The sequence below is a fragment of the Microbacterium sp. F2E genome, from assembly GCF_020905435.1.
GTDB lineage: Bacteria > Actinomycetota > Actinomycetes > Actinomycetales > Microbacteriaceae > Microbacterium > Microbacterium lacticum.
Genome location: NZ_JAJJIB010000001.1, coordinates 212,538 through 234,883, shown reverse-complemented (window position 1 = coordinate 234,883; position 22,346 = coordinate 212,538). Strand labels below are relative to the sequence as shown.

Below are 22,346 nucleotides of genomic sequence, written 5' to 3'. Positions count from 1 at the left end.
ACGACAATGGCTAAGTCCAAGGTTTACGAAGCAGCCGCGGCGAAGATCGACCGCGACAAGTTCTACACGTCCACCGAGGCGGTGAACCTCGCGAAGGAGACCGGTTCGAAGAACACCGACTCCACCGTCGAGGTCGCCCTCAAGCTCGCGGTCGACCCGCGCAAGGCCGACCAGATGGTGCGCGGCACGGTCATCCTGCCGCACGGCACCGGCAAGACCGCCCGCGTCATCGTGTTCGCCACCGGCCCCGCGGCCGAGGCCGCGATCGCCGCAGGCGCCGACGAGGTCGGCGGCGCGGAGCTCATCGAGAAGGTCGCCGGCGGCTGGACCGCGTTCGACGCGGCCGTCTCGACGCCCGAGCTCATGGGCCAGGTCGGTCGCCTCGGCAAGGTGCTCGGCCCCCGTGGCCTCATGCCGAACCCGAAGACCGGCACCGTGACCCCCAACCCGGCCAAGGCCGTTGAGGAGATCAAGGGCGGCAAGATCGAGTTCCGCGTCGACAAGCACGCCAACGTGCACTTCGTCGTCGGCAAGGCCTCGTTCACGGCCGAGCAGCTCGACGAGAACTTCAAGGCCGCGGTCGAGGAGATCGTGCGCCTCAAGCCCTCGAGCTCGAAGGGCCGCTACATCCAGAAGGGCGCCGTGTCGACCACGTTCGGCCCCGGTATCCCGCTGGACGTCGCTTCGCTCGCCTGAGCATCCGCTCGCACCGAGCAGACGGAAAGGCCTCACCTTCGGGTGGGGCCTTTCCCGTTCCCGCGCTAGCGTTGCGACATGGCTCCCCGGGCTCTCCGCGACGTCCTTAGCACAGACTCTCCGATCGTCGTGGGGCCGTTCGGCGGACTCTCCTCCATCGATCTGACCGCCGCGGTGAGCGAGGCCGGCGGCCTCGGCTCCTACGGGCTGTACGGCTACGACGGCGCGCGCATCGCCGAGACCGCCGCGCAGCTGCGGGCCGCGACGACGCGACCCTTCGCCCTGAACCTGTGGCTGCCCACCGGCGACGAAGCGGCTGTGGATGACGGGGACCTCGAGCGGGTGCGAAGCGCGCTCGCGCCGCAGTTCGCCGAGCTCGGCCTCCCGCTGCCCGAGGCGCCGGCCCGGTTCCTGCCGCCGGTCGAGGAGCAGCTCGACGCGGTGCTCGCGGCGCGGCCCGCCGCGCTCAGCGTCGTCTACGGTGTGCCCGCCCCCGACGTCGTCGCGGCGGCGCGGGAGCGCGGCATCGCCCTGATCGGCACGGCGACCACCGTGGCGGAGGCGCAGGCGCTCGCGGCGGGCGGCGTGGATGCCGTCGTCGCCACCGGTGCCGAGGCCGCCGGGCACCGGGTGTCGTTCCTCGCCCCGCCGGAGGACTCCCTGGTCGGCACGTTCGCGCTGGTGCCCCAGGTCGTCGACGCGGTCGACGTGCCGGTCATCGCCGCCGGCGGCATCGCCGACCGGCGCGGTGTCGCCGCTGCCTTCGCGCTCGGAGCGAGCGGCGTCCAGGTGGGCACGGCGTTTCTGCGCACCCGTCAATCGGCCGCGACGGCCGGGCACCGCCGCGCGATCACCCACGCGCACGACACGAGCGCCGTCCTCACGCGGGCGATGAGCGGGCGCCTGGCCCGGGGCATCCCGAACGCGGCGATGCGCCTGCTGGAGCAGCACGAGATCCTGCCGTTCCCGGCGCAGAACTGGCTCACCGGGCAGTTCCGCGCGGCGGCCGCACAGCAGGGTCGCGCCGACCTCGTGAGCCTGTGGGCAGGGCAGGCGGCGGCGCTGAGCGTCTACGACGACGCGGCTGACGTGTTCGCGGAGCTCGCGGCGGGACTGCCCGCCTGAGTCAGCCGTCCCGGCGCACCTCGAACCCGGTGCCGCCGGTGGGGGAGAGCTCGGCGACCTCGACGCCGGTCACGTCGCCGCCGCGCGGGCCTTCCCGCATCCAATCGAGCACGGCCTCCACCGCGGCATCCTCGCCCTCGATCTCCGCCTCCACGCTCCCGTCGCGGAGGTTCCGCACCCACCCGGTGGCATGGGCGCGCTCGACGACGTGCTGCAGCGTGAAGCGGTAGCCCACGCCTTGCACGGTTCCGGTCACGATCGCGTGCACTCGTCTCATGCTCCCATCCTGGCGCGGACCTTCCGCCGGCGCACCGGAGCGGGAAGGATGCCCCTATGGGAACCATCGACGACTACCTCGCGACCCTCGACCCGGCCGACAGCGCGGTCATCTCGCACACGTACGACCTCGCGCTCGAAGTGGTGCGGGAGGCGGAGCAGGGCCTCGGCTACGGCATGCCCGCGCTCGTCTACCGCGGTTCGCCGCTGCTGTCGGTGATGCGCGCGAAGAAGCATTTCGGCATCTTCCCGTTCAGCCCCGGGGCGATCAACGCGGTGCTGCCGCTGCTCGAAGGCGTCGATCATGCGAAGGGCACCATCCGGTTCACCGAGCCGCTCCCCGACGACACCGTCCGTGCGCTCGTCGCGGCGCGGAAGGCCGAGATCGACGGCTGATCCCGCCGGGGAGCCGCCCTGGTCTCAGCGCGGCCAGACGAGGCTCACCGCGAGGGCCATCATGACGACGGCGATCACACCGTCGAGCACCCGCCATGCCCGCGGGGTGGCCAGCCAGCGGGCGAGGTAGCGCGCGCCCAGCGCGAGGGCCGAGAACCACAGCAGAGACGCCGCCATCGCGCCGGCGGCGAACCACCACCGGTGCGCGCCGTGCGTGTTCGCGACCGAGCCGAGCAGGAACACCGTGTCGAGGTAGACATGCGGGTTCAGCCAGGTGAGGGCGAGGCAGGTGAGCAGCACCGGCAGCAGCGGCGCGCCGCGGCGGCCTGCGGCGCGTGCGGCGCCCGCGTCGAGCACCTCCGCGCCGGGGCGGAGCGACCGCCGGGCAGCGAGGACGGCGTAGACGGCGAGGAAGACGGCACCGGCCCACCGCACCGCGTCGATCAGCCACGGCACGGCGTGCAGCACCGCGCCGAGACCCGACACCCCCACGGCGATCAGGATCGCGTCGGAGGCGGCGCAGACGAGCGCGACGGCGAGGGCATGCTCGCGGCGGATGCCCTGGCGCAGCACGAACAGGTTCTGCGCCCCGATCGCGACGATGAGGGAGAGCCCCAGGGCGAGACCGGAGGCGGTGGAGGCGAGCATGGCTCGAACATACGGGCAGCCGCTGATACAGTCCAGCTCAGGATTCTTATGTCGATGAAGGAGCGCTTATTCATGCCGATTCCCGCCCTGGGAGCCGCGACCCTCGCCGCCGTGCTCGACGCGGGCAGCATGGAGGGCGCCGCCCGTGCACTGCACATCACGCCGTCCGCGGTCAGCCAGCGCATCCGGGCCCTCGAGGACGAGGTGGGCCGCGTGCTCCTCGTGCGGACGAAGCCGCTTCGGCCGACCGCCGAAGCGCACGCCGTCGTCCGCTTCGCGCGGCAGGTCGCGCTGCTCGAGCACGATGCCGCCGTCGAGCTCGGTCAGGGCGCGGGCCCCGTCGCCCTGCCGCTCGCGGTCAACGCCGACTCGCTCGCCACGTGGTTCCTCGCGCCGCTCGCGCGGCTGAGCGCGCGGCATCCGGTGGTCTTCGACCTGCACCGCGACGATCAGGACTTCACGGCGGGCATGCTCGAAGACGGCACGGTGACTGGCGCGGTCACCTCGCGCGCGGTGCCGGTGGGCGGATGCCGCGTGCAGCCCCTCGGCGTGCTGCGCTACGAAGCCGTCGCCACGCCTGCGTTCGTCGGCACCTGGTTGCCGGGGGCGGGCGGAGGTGGCGCAGACCCCGCCGATTCCGCCGCGCTCGCCGAGGCGCTGACGCGGGCGCCGCTCATCGACTTCGACCGTCGCGACGATCTGCAGACCCGATGGCTCGCCTCCCGTGGCGTCGACCCCGCGCTGCCGCCGCGGCACCGGGTGCCCGCCTCGCACGACTTCGCCGAGGCGACCGTGCGGGGGCTCGGCTGGGCGCTCCTGCCGACGCTGCAGTCGGCGGATCACCTGGCCGACGGGCGGCTCGTGCGGCTCGGCGGCGCGCCCGTCGACGTGCCGCTGTACTGGCAGCAGTGGAACCTGCGGTCCGCCCTGCTCGACGCCGTCGCAGTCGAGGTCGTCGCCGAGGGGCGGCGCGTCCTCGCGGTGTGAGACCGCCCGGCCGGTGCCGGCCGCGACGCCGGCCGCGCGCGATCAGCCCTCGCTGACCGCCAGCACGATCTTGCCCCGCGTGCGACCCTGCTCGAGCGCCTCGTGCGCGGCGGCCGCCTCGTCGAGGGGGAACACCCGGTCGACGTACACCTGGATGGCGCCGGAGGTCAGCAGGCGGCCGATCGTCGCGAGCGCGCCGCCGTCGGGGATCACGGTGTACGCGGTGGCGCGCACCCCGGCATCCGTCGCCGCCTGCGCGTAGCCGGGCCACGACCCGGTCGGCACGACGATGTACAGGCCGCCCGGTCGCAGCACCGTGAGCGAACGGGTGCCGGTGTCGTCGTGCACGTTCCCGACGAGGTCGATCACGACATCGACGTCGCCGACGACGTCTTCGAAGGCCATCGCGGTGTGGTCGATGACGACGGATGCCCCGAGTTCGCGCAGCCATGCGAGGTTGCGCGGCGAGCAGGTGGCGCTCACGTGCGCGCCGAAGTAGGCGGCGAGCTGCACCGCGAAGTGCCCCACTCCGCCCGAGGCGCCGTGGATGAGGATCCGCTGCCCCTCGTGCGCGTGGGCCGTCTCGACGACGAGGCCCCACGCGGTGAGCGCGGCGAGCGGCACGCCGGCCGCCTCGACGTGGGAGAGCGCGCTGGGCTTGCGCGCCACCGAGAGCGTCGGCACGACGGCGTACTGCGCGTACGTCCCGCCCGAGCGGGGGAAGGGCACCATTCCGAACACCTCGGTGCCCGCGGGGAACGGATGCGTCTCGTAGGGGGCGCGCACGACCACCCCGCTGAAGTCGTAGCCGAGCGTCGAGGGGAACTGCTCGATCGCGCCCGAGACCCCGCGGCCGGCACGTGTCTTCGCGTCGATCGGGTTGACGCCCGCGGCGACGACCCGCACGAGCAGTTCGCTCAGCACCGGCGCGGGTGTGGGGGCGGCGGTCTCGCGGAGCGATTCTGCGGGCCCGGGCGCGTCGAACACGACCGCGCGCATCTCTTCGGGGACCTCGTGCGCACCCGGCTCGCGGTCGGTGGCGTTGCTCGGCAGCGTTCCGGCCGTGGCCGGTGCGGCGAGGGCCGCCGCACGGGGCGAGCGGAAGCGGCGCAGGCGATCAGGAGACATGGTCGTCCTTCCGGTAGCGAGTCGACGGCGCCGGCGGGATGCCCGGGTGCCCCCAGTCAACCCTGCGATTGTCTCCGCCGTGTTACGCCGGTGCTACCGGGTCGAGAAGGCTCCGCGCCGCCGGGTCGTCACCGGGCAGCGGGGGAGCGTCGCCGCCGGGAAGAGCTCCGCTCGCGAGCGCGTGCAGCAGCCGGGTGAGGTTGTGGATGTCATCGAGCGGCCAGTCGCGGAGAGTCCCGATCAGGGTCTGCTCCTGCGGGGCGCGCGCCGCGGCGAGGCGTTCGATGCCGAGCGGCGTGGGGGAGAGGATGCTCGCGCGCCCGTCGTCGGGGTCGGGCTCGCGCTGGATGAGTCCCAGCTGCTCGAGCTCGCGCACGGTGCGGCTGAGCTGGCCCTTGTCGACCATGAGCACATCGCCGAGCGTCGATTGCGCGATACGGCCGCGCCCCGCGATCGTGCTGAACACCTTGTATGCCCCGGGGAGCATGCCGGGGCTCACCCGCTGGGCGTTCTCGTTCAGGTGCCGGCGCATGCGGTTGATCAGCTCGCCGAACTGGGCCTCCAGGGCCCGCACCGCGTCGGTGCGGGCCTGGAGTTCATCGGAGGTCATGACGAACGCGTGGAGTGCGTCTCGGAGGCGGGCGCGTCACCGGCATTCATCGTGCGCACCGCGCCCGTCGCGGTGAGGGTCGCCATGCCCTCGGGGACCGACACCGTGGCGAGGTCCGCTTCGCCGGCCTGCAGGCGCTCGGTCGTGGTCATCGTGGTCAGCGGCTTGTTGGGCAGGAACACGATCGCCAGCAGCGAGATCACGGCGAACGGCACGGCGATGAGGAACGAGTGCGAGATGCCGTTCGCGTAGATGTCTTCGAAGATCACCCGCAGCGCCTCGGGCATGTCGGCGACGCGCGGCAGCGCACCCGACTGCAGCTGGTCAGCCCAGTACTGCGCCTTGTCCCCGAGGCTCATGAGCGCCGCGGTGATGTCGTCCTTGCGCTCGGCGACGAGGTCGATGACGCGCGCCGACAGCGCCGCGCCCATCACCGAGACGCCGATCGTGCCGCCGAGGCTGCGGAAGAAGGTCACACCCGAGCTGGCGACGCCGATCTGGTCGGGGCGCGCCTGGTTCTGCACCACGAGCACCAGGTTCTGCATCGTCATGCCGACGCCCGCACCGAGGAGGAACATGTAGACCGACACGAGGAAGAAGTCGGTGTCGTAGTGGATCGTTGACAGCAGGAACGAGCCGGCGACCAGCAGCACCGAGCCGACGATGAGGTACGGCTTCCAGCTGCCGTACTTCGTCACGAGCGCCCCGACGCCGATCGACGAGATCAGCAGGCCGCCGATCATCGGGATCGTCATGAGGCCGGCCTCGGTGGGCGTCGCGCCCCGGGCGAGCTGCATGTACTGGCTGAGGAACACCGACGCGCCGAACATCGCGATGCCGGTGGCGATCGAGGCGATGACCGACAGGGTGAAGGTGCGGTTGCGGAAGAGCGTCAGGGGGATGAGGGGCTCTTTCGAGCGCAGCTCGACGATGACGAAGAGGATCGCGGCGAGCAGCGAGCCGCCCACCATCAGCACCGTCGACAGGCTCCACCAGTCGTTGTTGTTCGCGACGTCTCCCCAGTCGCCGCCCTTCGTGGTGCCGGCGTTCGTGACCCAGATGAGCAGCAGCGACACCGACACCGAGAGCAGCACGATGCCGAGGTAGTCGATCGTCGTCTTCTTCTTCGGGCGGGCGGGCACGTGCAGCGTCGCCTGCACGAGGATCAGCGCGACGATCGCGACGGGGAGGGCCACGAAGAAGTTCCAGCGCCAGCCCCACGCGTCGGTGATGACGCCGCCGAGGAGCGGCCCGCCGATCGTCGCGAGCGCCATGACGCCGCCGAACAGGCCCATGTACCGGCCGCGTTCGCGCGGGCTGATGATGTCGGCCATGAGCACCTGGCTGAGCGCGGCGAGGCCGCCCGCGCCGATGCCCTGCACCGCGCGGCATGCGATCAGCCATTCCGGGTTCTGCGCGAAGCCCGCCGCGGCGGTGGCGAGCACGAAGATCACGATCGCGAGCTGGTAGAGCACCTTGCGGTTCGTGAGGTCGGCGAGCTTGCCCCAGATGGGCGTCGAGATCGCGGTGGTGAGGAGCGTCGCCGTGACGACCCACGTGAACGCGGTCTGGTTGCCGCCGAGGTCGTGGATGATGACGGGGAGCGAAGTGGACACGACGGTCGAGGCGAGCATCGACACGAACATGCCGAGGATGAGGCCGGAGAGGGCCTCGAGCACCTGGCGGTGGTTCATGCGCGGCTTCGCCGCGGTGTCGGGAGGCGTGACGGACATGGGTGTTCCTTTGCGAGGAGGGCTGCAGTGCCGACGGGCGGGTCGTTGATCGACGTCAATGGTTGAGATCGGTCAACTGTAAGCCCGTGGTTGATCTGTGTCAACCATCCCCGGTGGCGGAGTGTCAGTCGCCGAGTGCGAGGGCGCGGTAGGGCTCGCGCGGGCGAACAGGGCGGCTCGCGTCCTGCGCCTGGCGCAGCACCGTTCGCCGGTACAGCTCGTCGATCAGTTCGGTCGCGAGGCGCAGGAGCTGGCCGATCTCGCGCTCGTCGCGGTCGACCCAGGCGCAGCGGGGCTCGTCGCCGACCGGGACGAACCCATCGTGCTCCTCCCACACGACGAGCGTGCGCTCGGCGCCCAGCACGTGCTGCTGCCACCACACCTGGCGCAGGTAAGTGCGGGGGATCGAGCGCCACGTCTTGTTCGTGGTCTTGATCTCCGCGAGGCTCACGCGCCCCGCGGCATCCACCGCGATGCCGTCGGGGGTCGCGAGGTGACGCTTCTCGACGACGGCGTGGAAGAGCGCCGACGAGGGGTGGATGCCATGGGTCGCGGCCACCCAGGCCGCGATCTCGGGTTCGCGCCGGCGGCCGTGATCGGTGTAGGCATTGCCCGAGAAGCCGCGGCCGGCGCCGAGCTTCGCGTCGGCGGCGCGCGCGATCGACGTGTGGCTCGTCAGCTGGGCGACGTCGGTGGCGGTGATGCCGCGCGAGCGGGCCCGCATCCAGCCGACGCGGTCGCGCGAGTCGGCGACGATCCGAGCGGCGAGTTCGGGGGCGACGCTCGCGATGACCTCCGGACTCATGTCTTCGAGGCTAACCCCGAGTCGGGTCAGCCACGCGCGCGGCGCGCGAACGTCCAGGGATCGCGCGCGGTGTAGCCGTTCTGGATGCGCTGGACTCCGCCGAACTGGCCGACGCACACGGAGACGAGCAGCGCGGAGAGGGCGACGGATGCGGCGACGCCTCCGGCCGACGGGGCGACGGCGATCGAGTAGTACACGCTCGACACCGTGAAGACGGCCGCGAGGCCCGCGAGCGCCGAGGTCAGCACGCGCAGGAAGAGGTCACCGGAGAAGGCGAGGAAGCGCACGGAGAACCAGTCGCCCCGCGTCGCCGCGCGGCGGCCCTGACGGTAGGGGAGACCGGCCCAGAAGCCCGCCGCGCGGGCGAGGCGACGACCCGAACGGTGCAGCGCGACGAGCAGCCAGACCGACGGGACGAGGGCGAGCGCGGCGACGATCGCCACCACGACGGCCGTGATCCCCGCGGAGACCGGCTCGCGGGCCGCCTCGGCGTCTGTCCAGGCGGCGCCGGGGTAGGAGCCGGGGCGTCCCCCGGGGCGGGGAGCCGGGTGGAGTCCAGGGCGAGGGCGGCGTAGGGGCCCAGCTCCTCGAGCCGGCGGGGTCGAGGCTCAGCGCGAGGACGAAGACCGTCCCCCGCTCAGCGTCCGGGAGTGGGATCTCGCCCGTGATCGCCCCGACGATCGTGCCGTCTTCCAGCGTCGCGCGCCCGAGCGAGGCCGAGCTGACGCGCCCGTCGAGCGCGACGAACGACTCGGTGCGCATGTCGTCGCCGAAGCGGACGAGTCCGACCAGGCTCGCAACCGTCCGGGCCGCGTCTCGGTCGTCGGGGGCCGGAAGGATCGTCGTGCCGAGGAAGAACACCGTCGGCTCGCCGTCGAGGTAGGGGAAGATGCCGGCGACGGCATACGGGATCGTGCGGAGCGTCTCGCGTGCTGTGTCGAAGGCGCGGGTCATCGCCGCAGCCGTCCCGGCGTCGAGCCACTCGCGGGCGGGCGACAGATAGGCCTCCCACCACGCGGCGGCGACGGTGTCATCGTCGAACGCGACGAGCTCGATCCAGCCCTGGGGCACCCGCTGCCAGACGATCGGCGCGTCAGCCTCCGTCACGGTCGGCGATCTCCTGGTCGGTGCGCGGGCCCTGGCCCTGGATGAGGTTGCGGCCGCGCTCGACGAGGTTCACCGCCGGCTGAGCGAGTGCGCCGGCGAGGTCGTTGCCCGACATCCGCGCCTCGCGGTCATCAGGCGATCGCGCGGGCGTCGGCTTCGGCCTCGAGGGCGCGGGCGCGCCGACGGATGCCATCGAGTGTCGCCTCTGCGGCGCGGGCGCGCCGATCGGCGTCGGCCAGGTCGGTGCTGCCGGCGGCGGCGATCGGGTCGGCCAGCGCGTCGCTGCGCGCCTGTGCGCGTTCGCGGTGCCGCCGGTCGAGTGCTCCTGCGGCGAGGCTCGCCTCGTTCTCGAGGTCGCGGGCACGGCTCCGGAATCCGTCGAGTTCGTTCGCCCAGGCGGAGAGAGCGTCGCGCGACGACCCGAAGGCCTCGTGCACGTCGCTCAGCTGCGGTCGGAAGCCGTCGTCGAGCGAGGCGCGGAACGCCCGCGCCGCGTCACCCGCCCACGTCCCGTCGTCGCCGTCCATCAGAGACAGCCTCGCCGGTGCTCTGCGCGCCGCGGTCGAGCTGCGAGGCGAAGGCGCGCAGCTGCGAGACCTCGCCGGGTGCGGGGTCGAACCCGAGCGCGGGGTAGGAACTCATCGTGCGCTCCCGGCTCCGGGCGCCGAGCGCTCTTCGAGCGCCTGGGCGAGCTCGTCGTCGACGCGGTCGAACGCATCCAGCCTGTCGCGGATGTCGCTGAACGTCGCCTGACTGCGCCGGATCGCGCCCGTGTCCACTCTGAGATCGACCATGTCCCCTCCGCGTCGGCTCGACCCTAGGTGGGCTCGGTTCCGGACGCGTATGGGGAGAACTGCCCATGCCCCGAGCGGTGCGCCGGTGATTTTGTGCGGGGCATCCGACTCGCGTACAGTGGAGGGAGCCAAAGACCGCTGGTCTCGGCGTGCGCGCAAGCGAACGTCGACGAAGCCTTGCATCGCAGGGGCCCGCGCAGGTGTCACAGAATTCCCGGGAAACCGGATCAGAAGCTCCGTGCGCTTGCGCCGGAGCTTTTTCGCGTTGTGGGGGAGCAGCATCGATGGCGACGTCCCGCCTCCGCGGGGCGTCTCGTAGACATGTCTGTCAAGACATAAGGAGTGGCCATGGCGCAGAAGGAAGCATCGGTCGCCGAGCTCACGAAGAATTTCGAGGACTCGACCGCCGTTCTGCTGACCGAGTACCGCGGTCTGACGGTTGCCCAGCTCAAGGAGCTGCGCAACAGCATCCGTCAGGACGCGGAGTACGCCGTGGTGAAGAACACGCTGACCAAGATCGCGGCGCAGCGCGCCGGGGTCGAGGGGCTGGACGACGAGCTCAAGGGCCCGTCTGCCATCGCGTTCGTGCACGGCGACCCGGTCGCCGTCGCGAAGGGCCTGCGTGCCTTCGCCAAGGCGAATCCTCTGCTGGTGATCAAGGGCGGGTACTTCGACGGTGCCGCCCTGACCGCCGACGAGGTGAACAAGCTCGCCGATCTCGAGAGCCGTGAAGTCCTGCTGGCGAAGCTCGCCGGTGCGATGAAGGCCTCGCTGACCAAGGCGGCATACGTCTTCAACGCGCTTCCGTCGAAGGCCGTTCGCACGGTCGACGCGCTGCGCGAGAAGAAGGAGTCCGAGGCCTGAACCCCGGCCTCGGCATAGAAGAACCCCAATCAAGGAGAAAATCATGGCAAAGCTCAGCACTGAGGAGCTGCTCGACCAGTTCAAGGAGCTCACCCTCATCGAGCTCAGCGAGTTCGTGAAGGCGTTCGAGGAGACCTTCGACGTCACCGCCGCCGCGCCCGTCGCGGTCGCCGCCGCGGGTGCCCCCGCCGGTGGTGCCGGCGACGCCGCCGCCGAGGAGGAGAAGGACTCGTTCGACGTCATCCTCGAGGCTGCCGGCGACAAGAAGATCCAGGTCATCAAGGTCGTCCGCGAGCTCACCTCGCTCGGCCTCGGCGAGGCCAAGGCCGTCGTCGACGGTGCCCCCAAGGCCGTCCTCGAGGGCGCCAACAAGGAGACCGCCGAGAAGGCCAAGGCTTCCCTCGAAGAGGCCGGCGCGACCGTCACCCTCAAGTAATCGAGTCTCTTCGGAGAATCGCAGCGAAGACCCCCGGGCGGTGCCCGGGGGTCTTCCGCGTTCCACGGGGCGTGAGGTTGTCCCTCAGAGACCGAACGCGTCGTCCTGGAGGGCCGCCGTCGAACTGCGGACGACCAGGCGCGCCGGCATCCGGAGCTCCGTGCGCTCGCGCGCCGGATCGGCGATCTCCGCGAGGAGCACGGCGACCGCGCTGCGCCCCTGATCTCGCGGCACCTGCTGCAGGGTGGTCAGCGCGAACATCTCGGCGAACTCGTGGTCGTCGATCCCCACGACGCTGAGCCCCGACGGCACCTGGATGCCGAGCCGCCGCGCGGCGATGATCGCGCCGATCGCTACCTCGTCGCACACCCCCACGATCGCCGTGGGGCGGTGGCGCGTGTCGCTGAGCAGGTCGGCGGCCGCCGCGTAGCCGCCGGGCAGGGTGACCTCGGAGTGCACGTGGCGCACCTGCGCCCCGAGCCCGGCCTGCTCCATGGCGAGCGTGTAGCCCGCAAGCCGGCGCTGGTCGACGTGCGCCCAGTGCGAGGCCGGCGCTCCGCCCACGAAGGCGATCTCACGATGGCCGAGAGCGATGAGGTGCTCGGTCGCACGGCGGGCCGCATAGTCGTCGTCGACGGCGACGACGCTCGTGAGGTCGCTCGTGCCGACCACGCTGACGATCGGCCGGTCGATGCGGGTGAGCATCTCGAGCTCGCGATCGACGGGTTCGAGACCGACCGCGATGAGCCCGTCGAAGCGCTTGCGCGCGAGAAAGTCGTCGAAGATCCGAGCGCGCCCCGCCGTTCCCGGCTTCGCGTCGTAGAGCGTCAGGTCGAGCCCCTCTTCGAGGAGCGCCTGCTGGATGCCCTCGAGCACCTCCGCGAAGAACCATCGGTTGACGTAGGGCATGACTACGCCGATGTTCTGCGTGCGCCCCGTGGCGAGCCCCACCGCGCCGGCCGAGGGCACGTAGCCGAGCTCCTCGGCGGCGCGACGGACGCGCCTCTGCGTCTCGGTGGAGACGTAGCCGATGCCACTGAGGGCGCGACTGGCCGTCGCCTTGGAGACGCCGGCGCGAGCAGCGACATCGGCGATGCCTGCCATCTTCGCTCCTCCTCGAGCGGATCGTGCGTGCGGGGTGGGGGGACCGATCTGGAACCGGTTGCTGACAGTATCACGCGTTCTCCCGTGCGGCGGTGCACGTGTTATCCAGTTGTGATCTGAGCGTTCTTGAATGAGACGAGAGCCTCCAGTAGCTTGGCCTGGAACCGGTTCCCCACGGGGCCGGTGTGCATCAGGAATCATCCGACGCACTCAATGAGGAGGAATCACATGGGGATGTCACGGCGGCGCTGGATCGCGCCTCTGGCCATCATGGGCGTGGCGGGGCTCGCCCTGGCGGGCTGCGCGGAAGGCGGCGGTTCGAGCGGGGGTGACAGCAGCGGCGACGCGGGCGGCACCGTCCGGATCGCCGGCGGCATCACGGGCTCCGAGGCCGACGCGCTGCAGAAGGTCTTCGACGACTGGAGCAAGGACAGCGGGGTCAAGGTCACGTACAGCGGTGACAAGGGCTTCGAGGGCAACATCGTCACCAAGGTGACCGGTGGAGACGCGCCCGACATCGCGATCGTGCCGCAGCCGGGTCTGCTCAAGAGCCTGGTCGACACGGGCGAAGTCAAGCCGGCGCCCGAAGAGGTCGAAAAGAACGTGGATGCCAACTGGTCGCCCGAATGGAAGAAGTACGGCACGTTCGACGACACGTTCTACGCCGCACCGATGCTCGCGAACATCAAGGGCTACGTCTGGTACTCGCCGGCGAACTTCAAGGAGTGGGGTGTCGAGGTCCCGAAGACGTGGGACGAGCTGCTCACCCTCACCAAGACCATCCAGGAGAAGACCGGCGCCGCCCCGTGGTGCGCCGGGTTCGAATCGGGTGACGCGTCGGGGTGGCCCGGCACCGACTGGATCGAGGACCTCGTGCTTCGCCAGTCCGGCCCCGACGTCTACGACCAGTGGGTCGCCGGTGACGTCAAGTTCACCGACAAGCCGATCGCCGACGCGTTCACCGCGGTCGGAGACATCCTGCTGAACCCGTCGTACGTCAACGCCGGCTTCGGCGACGTGAAGAGCATCAACGACACGGCGTTCGGCGACGTCGCCGCGAAGGTGGCCGACGGTACGTGCCCCATGACGCACCAGGCGTCGTTCCTCACCGCCAACTTCCTGACGGTGAAGACGGCCGCGGGCGAGGCCCCCAAGGTCGCTCCCGACGGTGACGTTTACGCGTTCGTGCTGCCCGGCTACGAGGAGGGCTCGGCGACCATCGAGGTCGGCGGCGAGTTCGTCGCGGGCTTCTCCGACAGCGACGCCACGAAGAAGGTGCTCGTGTTCATGTCGTCGCCGGAGTTCGCCGACGCACGCGTCAGCGAGGGTGGCGCGATCTCGGCCAACCTCAAGGCCGACCCGAACAAGGCATCCAGCGAGTTCCTCGTCGAGGCGATGAAGCTCCTGCAGGATCCCAACACGACCGTCCGCTTCGACGCGTCCGACCTCATGCCGGCCACCGTCGGCTCGGGCTCGTTCTGGAAGGGCATGGTCGACTGGATCGACGGCAAGGACCAGGCCACGGTCCTCTCCGACATCCAGGCCGGCTACAACAACTGATCCGCCCGGATCGCGTGAGCACTGCGGGCGGGATGCCGACACCGGCGCCCCGCCCGCAGTACGCTCGCCTCACGTTCCGCGTCCGCTGCCGTACCGGAGAGTCTCGATGACCGACACCACCACCGCGCCACCCGCCCGCCTGGCCGATGCCACCCCGCCGACCGGCGGCACGCGCCGGCGCTACTCCACGCGCACGACGGCGATCGTCGCCACCGTGATGCTCGCCCTCATGCTCGCCCTTCTGGTGCTGCTGATCCTCAGCACCCCGGTCGAAGACCCCGCGAAGATCGTCATCCCGGGCTTCTCGCTCACGGCACTGTTCCAGTGGCTCGGGGCGATGAACCCGCTCGTGCAGATCCCGATCATCCTCGTGATCTTCGCGGCGGTCGTCGGGATCATCCTCGTGCTGATCGAGTTCGCGCCGCGGCCGGGCCGGGTCTACTTCTGGATCCGACTGGTCGCCTGCTTCGCGATCCCGGTGCTCGCGCTCATGCTGCTGCGCCCGTACCAGAACGCCTTCATCTACGTCTTCGGCATCGCCGTGCTCGCCGGGGCGGTGCTCTTCTGGCTCGACTACCGCTCCCGACAGGGCGCGGGCTACCTCTTCCAGCTGGTGCTGTTCGCCGCTCCCGCCGTCGTGCTGTTGCTGATCGGTCTCATCTACCCGTTCATCGCGACGTTCTTCCAGTCGTTCTACGACAAGACCGGCGACCAGTTCGTCGGCATGGAGAACTACGTCTGGGTCTTCACCCAGCCCGAGGGTCTCTGGTCGGTCGTCAACACGCTGATCTGGGTGCTCGTGTGCCCGACGATCGCGACGGTCGTGGGGCTCGCCTACGCGGCGTTCATCGACCGGGCGCGCGGTGAGAAGTTCCTGAAGGTGCTGATCTTCATGCCCTTCGCGATCTCGTTCGTCGGCGCCGGCATCATCTGGAAGTTCGTCTACGACTACCGGCAGGGCGACCAGCTGGGCATCCTGAACGCGATCGTCACCGCCTTCGGCGGCGACCCGGTCGCCTGGCTGAGCGTCACGCCGCTCGTGAACAGCTTCCTGCTCATGGTCGTCTTCATCTGGAGCCAGACCGGCCTCGCGATGGTGATCCTCTCCGCCGCGATCAAGGCGGTGCCGGCCGAGCAGATCGAGGCGGCAGAGCTCGACGGTGCGAACGCGTGGGAGAGATTCCGCAACGTCACCGTCCCGGGCATCCGCTCGTCGATCGTCGTGGTCGTCACCACCATCGCCATCGCGTCGCTGAAGATCTACGACATCGTCGCGGTGATGACCGGCGGCCGGGCGAACACCTCGGTGCTCGCCTTCGAGATGGTCAACCAGCAGCAGCGGTTCCAGAGCTACGGACACTCGGCGGCGCTCGCCGTGGTGCTGTTCATCTTCGTGACGCCGCTGATCGTCTTCAACATCATCCAGATCCGCAAGCAGAGGGAGATCCGATGAGCACCGGAGTGGATGTCATCGAAGCACCCGGACCGACCTTCGACGGTCGCTCCGCGCGCCAGGTCGCGCGCGACACGCGCAAGCACGAGGCGATGGCGCGCAAGCGCCTCACCTCCAAGGGCGCGACCATCGCGGCGCTCATCATCGCGTTCTTCTGGACGATCCCGACCTTCGGCCTGTTCGTCACGTCGTTCCGTCCCGGTTCCGACGTGCAGAGCACAGGCTGGTGGACGGTGTTCACCGACCCGTCGTTCACGCTCGAGAACTACCAGAAGGCGCTCACCTCGGGCGGTACGGCTCTCACCCTCGGGCAGTCGTTCATCAACTCGCTCGCGATCACGATCCCGGTCGTCTTCTTCGCCCTCGCGATCGCCGCGATGCTCGCCTACGCGTTCGCGTGGATCGACTTCCCCGGGCGCAACATCGCGTTCATCGCGGTGTTCGCGCTGCAGATCGTGCCGCTGCAGATGGCGCTCGTGCCGCTGCTGAGCCTCTTCTCCCGCGGCCTGTCGATCGGCGAGGTCACCGTGTTCCCGCCGCTCGAGCTGCGCGGTCTCGAGCACAGCTTCGCGACGGTGTGGATCGCGCACGTGATCTTCGCGCTGCCGCTGGCGGTGTTCCTCCTGCACAACTTCATCGCCGAGATCCCGAGCGAGGTCATCGAGGCGGCGCGGGTCGACGGCGCCGGACACGGGCAGATCTTCCTGCGGATGATCCTGCCGCTGGCCGCGCCCGCCCTCGCCTCGTTCGCGGTGCTGGAGTTCATCTGGGTGTGGAACGACCTGCTCGTGGCGACGATCTTCGCCCCGTCGACGTCGCTGCCGATCACCCAGTCGCTCAACTCCCTGTCGGGCACGTGGGGCGACCAGTGGTTCTTGCAGGCGGCAGGCACGTTCATCTCGATCCTCGTGCCGCTGATCGTGTTCTTCCTGCTGCAGCGCTTCTTCGTGCGCGGCCTCCTCGCGGGGGCGACGAAGGGCTGATGCCGAGCCTCGAGGCGCCCGTCGACCCCGTCGTCGGGCTGACGGGCGCCGAGGCCGCGCGCCGCGCCGTCGCGGGGCAGGGCAACGCGTATCGGGCCGAGACGAGCCGCAGCGCGTGGAGCATCATCCGCGCGAACGTCTAGCTGTTCAACGGGATCGTCTTCGCCTGCTTCGGCGTGCTGTTCGTCATCGGCCGCTGGCAGGACGCCCTGTTCGGCTTCGCCGCGATCGGCAACGCGCTCATCGGCTCGCTGCAGGAGTTCCGAGCGAAGGCCGCCCTCGACAAGCTGGCCCTGCTGAACGCCTCGACGGCGCGTGTGCGTCGCGACGGGGCGGAGGCCGAGATCCCGCCCGGCGACGTCGTGCTCGGAGACGTCCTCGTCCTGCGCGCGGGCGACCAGCTGCCCGCCGACGCGCAGGTCGTGGGCGCGGATGCCTACGCCAACGCGTTCGCCGGCGAGGCGAAGCGGTTCTCGCTCGTCGGGTCGGAGCTCCGCGACTCGATCAACCGCGTGCTCGGCTGGGTGGGCTGGGCGATCGGTCCCGTGGGGCTCCTCGTCCTCAACGCCCAGATGCAGGTCCTCGGCGGGTGGCGGCAGGCGTGCCGGACCGGCGCGTGGGTCGACGCGCCGACCGCGACGATCGCGTCGGTGACGGCGATGATCCCGCACGGGCTCGCGCTCATGACATCCATCGCCTTCGCCGTCGGCGCCGCGCGCCTCGCCTCGCGGCAGGTGCTCGTCAACGAACTGCCCGCCGTCGAGGGGCTCGCCCGGGTCGACGTCGTCTGCCTCGACAAGACGGGCACCCTCACCGAGGGCGACATCGTCTACGGCGACGCGTTCGTCCTGGCTCAGGCACCGGGCTGGCAGCGCACGCTCGGCTGGTACGGCACGGCACCGGATGCCAACGCCACCGCCCGCACGCTCGCCGCGCCCTTCGGGGATGAGCCGCCGCGTCGCGCGGCGCTGACGATCGCGTTCTCGTCGGCGCGCAAGTGGAGCGCGGTGTCGTTCGACGACGCGCCGGGCACGTGGGTGCTCGGGGCGCCGGAGATGGTCTTCGGCGCGCCCGCCGGCGACGAGGCCGACCCTCTCGGCGCGGCCGTGATCGAGCGCGCGTCGAGCGGACGGCGCACGCTCGTGCTCGGGTTCAGCGCGCACTCGCTGACCGACCAGAGCGCCGACGCGGAAGAGCTCCCCGCGGGGCTGTTGGCCGTCGCGGTGCTCACGTTCCGTGAGAAGGGGCGCAGCGATGCCGCGCAGACCCTCGAGTACTTCCGCGAGCAGGGCGTCGGCATCCGCATCATCTCAGGTGATCGCGAACATCGAACGCATCTCGATGCTCTTCCTCACCAAGACCGTCTACGCGACGCTTCTGGCGGTGCTCTTCGGAATCCTGGTGCTGGAGTTCCCGTTCCTGCCGCGGCAGCTGTCTATCACCGACGGGCTGACGATCGGCATCCCCGCGTTCTTCCTCGCGCTGATGCCGAACGCCCAGCGCTACACCCCGGGGTTCCTCCGCCGCTCGCCTGGTGGCGGTGTGCCTGATCGAGATCGTGCGGCTCGTGCAGCGCCGCTACGTCGCCCGCACGCTCGTCGACGCCTCCGCGCACCCGACGGTGCCGCATCCGCAGGCGGTATCCCGTCCGGTTCCGGTGACCCTCGCGGTCGTGGCGGTCTACCTCGGCGGGCTCGCGAGCGCGATGTTCGGCGTGCTGTTCCTGCTGAGCCGCTATGAGGTGCCCGCCGACCTCGTCGTGATCGTCTCGCTCGGCGGCGCCGGGATCATCCTGTTCGGACTGCTCTCGGTCGCCGCCGCGGCGGGGCTGTCGCGGGGGAGCGGACTGTCCCGCCTGTTCGTCACGCTCCTCGCCGCCGCGCTGATCGTGCTGCAGGCGTGGACCCTCGCCCTCGCGCGGGAGTGGAGCTGGTGGGCGGCGGCGCAGATCGTGGTCTACCTGCTCGTGCTCATCGCGCTGTGGGCGCCCCCGCCCGGTGCTGCACGCCGGGTGAGGGTGGCCCCGGGTGAGGGCTGCACGCCGGGTGAGGGCGGCGCCGGTGCGAGGGCGGCGCGTCAGTCGGTGCAGGCGAGGCCCGCGCGCAGGCTCGTCATCAGGTCGATCTCGGCCGACTGGGTGGCGCGGATCGATTCGGCGACCTGCAGCGTGCGCGGCTCGCTGCCGAGGTCGAGGAGGGCCTCCGCCATCGGCACCGCGCCCTCGTGGTGGCGGATCATCAGCCGCAGGAACGTGCAGTCGGCGGCGGTGCCCGACTCGGCGCGCAGCTGGGCGAGGTCGGCGGCGCTCGCCATCCCCATCTGGGTCATGAGCTCGGCCTCGGATGCCGGCGCGGACCCGCCGCCGTGCTCGTGATCGGAGCCCGAGGCATCCGTCCACCCCTGCATCCAGGACATGAGTGGGGCGCCGCGCTGGGGCAGGTTCCACTTCACGAGCCAGTCGTAGAACTCGCCCTTCTGCGCCGACTGGGTGGTCGCGATGTCGTAGGCCAGCACCCGCACGTCGTCGTTCTCGGTGGTGCGGTAGATGTCCATCGCCATCTCGACCGCCTGGCCGTGGTGCACCTGCATGTCGCGGGCGAACCCCGCCTCGGGCGAGTCGGTGCCGGGCGTGGCCGGGGCGGCGGCGAACGTCGTGAACCGGCCGATTGCGAAGGCGACCCCCGCCACGGCGATCGCCACGAGCAGCACCGCCCACCACGGCGGCAGGCTGCGGCCGGTGCGTTCTGCGGGCGCGGCCCCGGGCGCCGAGGTCACGACGTCTTGCCGGGCCCGTCGATGGCGCCGGTGCACGCGGCGCCGGGCTCGGGCACGTTCTGGCTGCGCCAGTACTCCTCGAAGAACTCGCCGATGCGCGGGTCGGAGGCGCTGTCGAGCTTCAGCTGTGCGTTCCACGCGGACAGCACGATCGGGCTCGGCAGGCCCTCGTACGGCGAGAGGATCGCGTAGCTCGACGGCAGGTGCGAGGTCAGGGTGGCCAGCTCGTCGCCGCTCACCCGCGACGCGTCGTAGGTGACCCAGACGGCGCCGTGCTCGAGCGAGTGCACCGCGTTCTCGTTCTGCTGCGGCTGGTCGTAGACGCCGCAGTTCAGCCAGTACTGGTTGTGCGGGCCGCCCGCGGGCGGGTTCTGCGGGTAGTCGACGGTGCCCTCGACGTGCTGAGTCTCGTTCGTGAACGTCTCGACGCCCTCGATCTCGGCGCCTGTGCCGCCGGCGTCGTAGGTCGCGGGCTTCGGCGTGAAGATGATGGATGCCGCGATCAGCGCGATCACGACGAGGCCGGCGGCGGAGCCGACGATCCACCAGGTGAGGCGGCCGCGGCGGCGCCGGGCGAGCTGACGCTCGTATTCGGCGAGCTTCTGCTGCTTCTGCTGCTCGCGCTGCTGCTTGACGGTGAGGTCGATCGCGGCCTGCGTGGCGGGGTTGCCGCTCTGACGCTTGCCGGAGGAGGTCGGGGTCATGTGCGTGATCTCGGCTCGGGTGCAGCCCGCGGAGCGGGAGGACAGCACGATTCTATGTGCTCGGATACGACCCCGGCCGGGGAGAAGGCTGGGAGCGATACGATGGACGGGTTTTGCCGAATCGTTTCGAACGACGGGACCCCGTTCGCGACACCGCTTCGCCCTCCACCTCCTCCACGCCCGCTGCCCAGACCGGCGCGATCCGCACGCTCGGCGCGAACCCCGCGACGGCGCCGATCGTGCTGCACCCGGGCGACGCCATCGGCACCGGCCGCCGGGTCGTCTACATCATCCTGCTCGGCGCGCTCACGGCGCTCGGCCCCTTCACGATCGATCTGTACCTGCCCGCGTTCCCGGTGCTGCAGCAGGACTTCCAGACGACGGCTGCGGCGATCCAGCTCACCCTCACCGGCACGATGATCGGCTTCGCGCTCGGCCAGCTCATCGTCGGCCCGCTGAGCGACAAGGTCGGCCGTCGCCGGCCGCTGCTCGCGGTGACCGCACTGCACGTGATCGCGAGCATCGGCGCGGCGCTCGCCCCCGATCTCACGCTCCTCGCCATCGCCCGCGTGCTGATGGGCATGGGCGCAGCCGCCGGCGGCGTCGTCGCCATGGCGATCGTGCGCGACCTGTTCGGCGGCCGTCGCCTCGTGGTGATGCTGAGCCGGCTCGCCCTCGTCTCGGGCGTCGCGCCCGTCATCGCGCCGCTCATCGGCTCGGCGCTTCTCGCGGTCATGCCCTGGCGCGGCATCTTCGTCGTGCTCGCCGTGTACGGCGCCGTCATGCTCGTCTCGGCGATCGCGCTCGTGCCCGAGACGCTGCCCAAGGCCCGCCGCGGCGCGAACGGCGGCGCGACGGTGCTGCAGCGCTACCGCAGCGTCTTCAGCGACCGGGTGTTCATCGGCGTGCTGATCATCGGCGGTATGACCTTCTCCGGCCTCTTCTCCTACCTGTCCTCCTCGTCGTTCCTCTTCCAGGAGGGGTACGGCTTCGACGCGCAGCAGTACGGGATGCTGTTCGCGGTCAACTCGCTCGGCGTGGTGCTCGGCGTGCAGACCGCGTCGCGGCTCGCCGCCCGCTTCGGGCCGCAGTGGGTGCTCGCGTTCTCGACCGCCACGCTCGTCCTCGCCTCGGCCGCGATCATCGTGTTCGATCAGCTGGGGCTCGGCCTCTGGCCGACGATGGCCGCCCTGTTCGTCTTCATGACCGCATGCGGCTTCACCTTCCCGTGCGTGCAGGTGCTGGCGCTCGACCGGCACGGCAAGGCCGCCGGCACCGCGGCATCCATCATCGGCGCCTCCAACTTCGGCGTCGCCGGGCTCATCTCGCCGATCGTCGGCTGGATCGCCCGCGACGCCGGCATCACCGCTACGACGATGGCTTCGGTCATGGTCGGCTGCGCCGTGATCGGATGCCTGTCGTTGTGGCTGATCGTCCGCCCGCGCACCGTGCAGCGGCTCGCGCCATGAGTGTCCGCGGCGCGGGGGTTCGCGCCACGCCTGCCACAATGGGTCGATGAGCGCACCGGTGGACGACGAGGTCGAGACGACGGGACTGCAGCGCCTGGTGATCGGGGTCGTGCTGATCGTGCTGGCGATCGGCCTCGGCATTCAGATCACCCTCGAGGTCGACATCGACATCGACGACTGGTGGAACTCGTTCGTCGACGTGTTCTCCTTCCTCCGGCCGCTCGCGCTCGTGCTGAACTTCCTCGGCGGCGGCTGGTTCGCGACCTTCGTCGTGCCGCTGGGCACGGCGGCGATCCTGCTCGCCCTACGGCGCCCGTGGGGCGCGTTGTTCGCGCTGTGCGCCTCGGCCGGCAGCGCCCTGATCGTGCAGGTGCTGAAGGCGATGTTCGGCCGCGCGCGCCCCGAGGACATGATCGTCGTCTCCGACCATGGCTCGTACCCCTCGGGGCACACGGCCAACGCGGCGACCCTGGCGGTCATCGCGGTCGTGATCGTGCCGCGGCTGTGGGTCGCGATCGTCGGAGCCGCGTGGGTGTTCGCGATGGCGTTCAGCCGCACCGGCGTGCACGCGCACTGGTTTACCGACACCGTCGGCGGCACGCTCGCCGGGCTCGGCGCGGCGCTCGTGGTCGCGGCGTTCTTCACGCCCGCTCTCGACCGTGAGGCCCGTCGCCCGGATCGCTAGGCTGAGCG

At 70.8% G+C, this 22,346-nt stretch carries 27 protein-coding genes; 13 read left to right on the top strand and 14 right to left on the bottom strand.

Annotation, left to right across the window (positions count from 1 at the left end):
- The first annotated feature begins 6 nt into the window (after window positions 1-6).
- Together rplA and LOK55_RS01120 are read left to right on the top strand one after the other, a co-directional pair.
- Window positions 7-696 (top strand): 50S ribosomal protein L1, encoded by a 690-nt coding sequence (gene rplA, locus LOK55_RS01125; protein WP_141379797.1) that lies wholly within the window; start codon window positions 7-9, stop codon window positions 694-696.
- A gap of 78 nt (window positions 697-774) precedes the next feature.
- Window positions 775-1,821: a nitronate monooxygenase family protein gene (locus LOK55_RS01120; RefSeq protein WP_229933882.1), complete on the top strand. Its 1,047-nt coding sequence runs from the start codon at window positions 775-777 to the stop codon at window positions 1,819-1,821.
- Window position 1,822: 1 nt separating this feature from the next.
- Here the strand turns inward: LOK55_RS01120 and LOK55_RS01115 are convergent, their stop codons facing one another.
- Window positions 1,823-2,098: an acylphosphatase gene (locus LOK55_RS01115; protein WP_141379799.1), complete on the bottom strand. Its 276-nt coding sequence runs from the start codon at window positions 2,096-2,098 to the stop codon at window positions 1,823-1,825.
- Between the two features lie 56 nt (window positions 2,099-2,154).
- On the opposite strand from LOK55_RS01115, the gene LOK55_RS01110 reads away from it, so the two are divergent.
- Window positions 2,155-2,493 (top strand): iron chaperone, encoded by a 339-nt coding sequence (locus LOK55_RS01110; RefSeq protein ID WP_229933881.1) that lies wholly within the window; start codon window positions 2,155-2,157, stop codon window positions 2,491-2,493.
- A 24-nt stretch (window positions 2,494-2,517) separates the two neighbouring features.
- Here LOK55_RS01110 and LOK55_RS01105 read toward each other — a convergent pair whose 3' ends face one another.
- Entirely contained in the window at window positions 2,518-3,141 is a 624-nt protein-coding gene (locus LOK55_RS01105; RefSeq protein ID WP_229933880.1) for a LysE/ArgO family amino acid transporter, read from the bottom strand.
- A 72-nt stretch (window positions 3,142-3,213) separates the two neighbouring features.
- Here LOK55_RS01105 and LOK55_RS01100 point away from each other — a divergent pair, with 72 nt between their 5' ends.
- Window positions 3,214-4,128 carry a LysR family transcriptional regulator ArgP gene (locus tag LOK55_RS01100; RefSeq protein ID WP_141379802.1) on the top strand — a complete coding sequence of 305 codons (915 nt, stop codon included), beginning with the start codon at window positions 3,214-3,216 and terminating at the stop codon, window positions 4,126-4,128.
- A gap of 42 nt (window positions 4,129-4,170) precedes the next feature.
- Here LOK55_RS01100 and LOK55_RS01095 read toward each other — a convergent pair whose 3' ends face one another.
- The 9 genes from LOK55_RS01095 to LOK55_RS01060 form a co-directional block, all read right to left on the bottom strand.
- On the bottom strand, window positions 4,171-5,256 hold the full coding sequence (locus tag LOK55_RS01095; RefSeq protein WP_374107593.1) for an NADP-dependent oxidoreductase: 1,086 nt from the start codon (window positions 5,254-5,256) through the stop codon (window positions 4,171-4,173).
- A gap of 82 nt (window positions 5,257-5,338) precedes the next feature.
- Window positions 5,339-5,866 carry a MarR family winged helix-turn-helix transcriptional regulator gene (locus tag LOK55_RS01090; RefSeq protein WP_196323915.1) on the bottom strand — a complete coding sequence of 176 codons (528 nt, stop codon included), beginning with the start codon at window positions 5,864-5,866 and terminating at the stop codon, window positions 5,339-5,341.
- On the bottom strand, window positions 5,863-7,599 hold the full coding sequence (locus LOK55_RS01085; RefSeq protein ID WP_229933879.1) for an MDR family MFS transporter: 1,737 nt from the start codon (window positions 7,597-7,599) through the stop codon (window positions 5,863-5,865). The genes LOK55_RS01090 and LOK55_RS01085 overlap by 4 nt, the downstream gene beginning before the upstream one ends.
- A gap of 124 nt (window positions 7,600-7,723) precedes the next feature.
- Window positions 7,724-8,404 carry a YqaJ viral recombinase family protein gene (locus LOK55_RS01080; protein ID WP_229933878.1) on the bottom strand — a complete coding sequence of 227 codons (681 nt, stop codon included), beginning with the start codon at window positions 8,402-8,404 and terminating at the stop codon, window positions 7,724-7,726.
- A gap of 26 nt (window positions 8,405-8,430) precedes the next feature.
- On the bottom strand, window positions 8,431-8,850 hold the full coding sequence (locus tag LOK55_RS01075) for a hypothetical protein (protein WP_229933877.1): 420 nt from the start codon (window positions 8,848-8,850) through the stop codon (window positions 8,431-8,433).
- A 647-nt stretch (window positions 8,851-9,497) separates the two neighbouring features.
- Window positions 9,498-9,626 (bottom strand): hypothetical protein, encoded by a 129-nt coding sequence (locus LOK55_RS14000; protein ID WP_268252144.1) that lies wholly within the window; start codon window positions 9,624-9,626, stop codon window positions 9,498-9,500.
- Between the two features lie 16 nt (window positions 9,627-9,642).
- Entirely contained in the window at window positions 9,643-10,038 is a 396-nt protein-coding gene (locus LOK55_RS01070) for a hypothetical protein (RefSeq protein WP_229933876.1), read from the bottom strand.
- Window positions 10,007-10,153 (bottom strand): hypothetical protein, encoded by a 147-nt coding sequence (locus LOK55_RS01065; protein ID WP_229933875.1) that lies wholly within the window; start codon window positions 10,151-10,153, stop codon window positions 10,007-10,009. Before LOK55_RS01065 ends, LOK55_RS01070 begins: the two co-directional genes overlap by 32 nt.
- Window positions 10,150-10,305: a hypothetical protein gene (locus LOK55_RS01060; protein ID WP_229933874.1), complete on the bottom strand. Its 156-nt coding sequence runs from the start codon at window positions 10,303-10,305 to the stop codon at window positions 10,150-10,152. Before LOK55_RS01060 ends, LOK55_RS01065 begins: the two co-directional genes overlap by 4 nt.
- Window positions 10,306-10,653: 348 nt before the next feature.
- On the opposite strand from LOK55_RS01060, the gene rplJ reads away from it, so the two are divergent.
- Window positions 10,654-11,169 (top strand): 50S ribosomal protein L10, encoded by a 516-nt coding sequence (gene rplJ / locus LOK55_RS01055; protein WP_229933873.1) that lies wholly within the window; start codon window positions 10,654-10,656, stop codon window positions 11,167-11,169.
- Window positions 11,170-11,212: 43 nt separating this feature from the next.
- Window positions 11,213-11,605: a 50S ribosomal protein L7/L12 gene (gene rplL / locus LOK55_RS01050; RefSeq protein ID WP_196323908.1), complete on the top strand. Its 393-nt coding sequence runs from the start codon at window positions 11,213-11,215 to the stop codon at window positions 11,603-11,605.
- 84 nt (window positions 11,606-11,689) lie between these two features.
- Here the strand turns inward: rplL and LOK55_RS01045 are convergent, their stop codons facing one another.
- Complete coding sequence (locus LOK55_RS01045) at window positions 11,690-12,709, bottom strand: LacI family DNA-binding transcriptional regulator (RefSeq protein WP_196323907.1); 1,020 nt, start codon at window positions 12,707-12,709, stop codon at window positions 11,690-11,692.
- Between the two features lie 228 nt (window positions 12,710-12,937).
- Between LOK55_RS01045 and LOK55_RS01040 the strand changes: the two genes are divergently transcribed.
- From LOK55_RS01040 to LOK55_RS01025, 5 genes are all read left to right on the top strand, one after another.
- Entirely contained in the window at window positions 12,938-14,269 is a 1,332-nt protein-coding gene (locus tag LOK55_RS01040; RefSeq protein WP_229933872.1) for an ABC transporter substrate-binding protein, read from the top strand.
- Window positions 14,270-14,375: 106 nt separating this feature from the next.
- Entirely contained in the window at window positions 14,376-15,722 is a 1,347-nt protein-coding gene (locus tag LOK55_RS01035) for a carbohydrate ABC transporter permease (RefSeq protein WP_229933871.1), read from the top strand.
- Window positions 15,719-16,705, top strand: coding sequence for a carbohydrate ABC transporter permease (locus tag LOK55_RS01030; protein WP_229933870.1), 987 nt, complete (start codon window positions 15,719-15,721; stop codon window positions 16,703-16,705). Before LOK55_RS01035 ends, LOK55_RS01030 begins: the two co-directional genes overlap by 4 nt.
- Complete coding sequence (locus tag LOK55_RS14360) at window positions 16,705-16,848, top strand: hypothetical protein (RefSeq protein WP_353935920.1); 144 nt, start codon at window positions 16,705-16,707, stop codon at window positions 16,846-16,848. Before LOK55_RS01030 ends, LOK55_RS14360 begins: the two co-directional genes overlap by 1 nt.
- A 33-nt stretch (window positions 16,849-16,881) precedes the next feature.
- On the top strand, window positions 16,882-18,255 hold the full coding sequence (locus LOK55_RS01025; protein ID WP_374107592.1) for a hypothetical protein: 1,374 nt from the start codon (window positions 16,882-16,884) through the stop codon (window positions 18,253-18,255).
- 526 nt (window positions 18,256-18,781) lie between these two features.
- Here LOK55_RS01025 and LOK55_RS01020 read toward each other — a convergent pair.
- Together LOK55_RS01020 and LOK55_RS01015 are read right to left on the bottom strand one after the other, a co-directional pair.
- A complete protein-coding gene (locus LOK55_RS01020) occupies window positions 18,782-19,480 on the bottom strand; it encodes a DUF305 domain-containing protein (RefSeq protein WP_229933869.1) in 699 nt (232 codons plus the stop codon).
- Entirely contained in the window at window positions 19,477-20,184 is a 708-nt protein-coding gene (locus LOK55_RS01015) for a DUF3105 domain-containing protein (protein WP_229933868.1), read from the bottom strand. The genes LOK55_RS01020 and LOK55_RS01015 overlap by 4 nt, the downstream gene beginning before the upstream one ends.
- Window positions 20,185-20,384: 200 nt before the next feature.
- Here LOK55_RS01015 and LOK55_RS01010 point away from each other — a divergent pair, with 200 nt between their 5' ends.
- Both LOK55_RS01010 and LOK55_RS01005 read left to right on the top strand, forming a co-directional pair.
- A complete protein-coding gene (locus tag LOK55_RS01010) occupies window positions 20,385-21,653 on the top strand; it encodes a multidrug effflux MFS transporter (RefSeq protein WP_229934036.1) in 1,269 nt (422 codons plus the stop codon).
- 46 nt (window positions 21,654-21,699) lie between these two features.
- A complete protein-coding gene (locus LOK55_RS01005; protein WP_141379815.1) occupies window positions 21,700-22,338 on the top strand; it encodes a phosphatase PAP2 family protein in 639 nt (212 codons plus the stop codon).
- Window positions 22,339-22,346 lie beyond the last annotated feature (8 nt).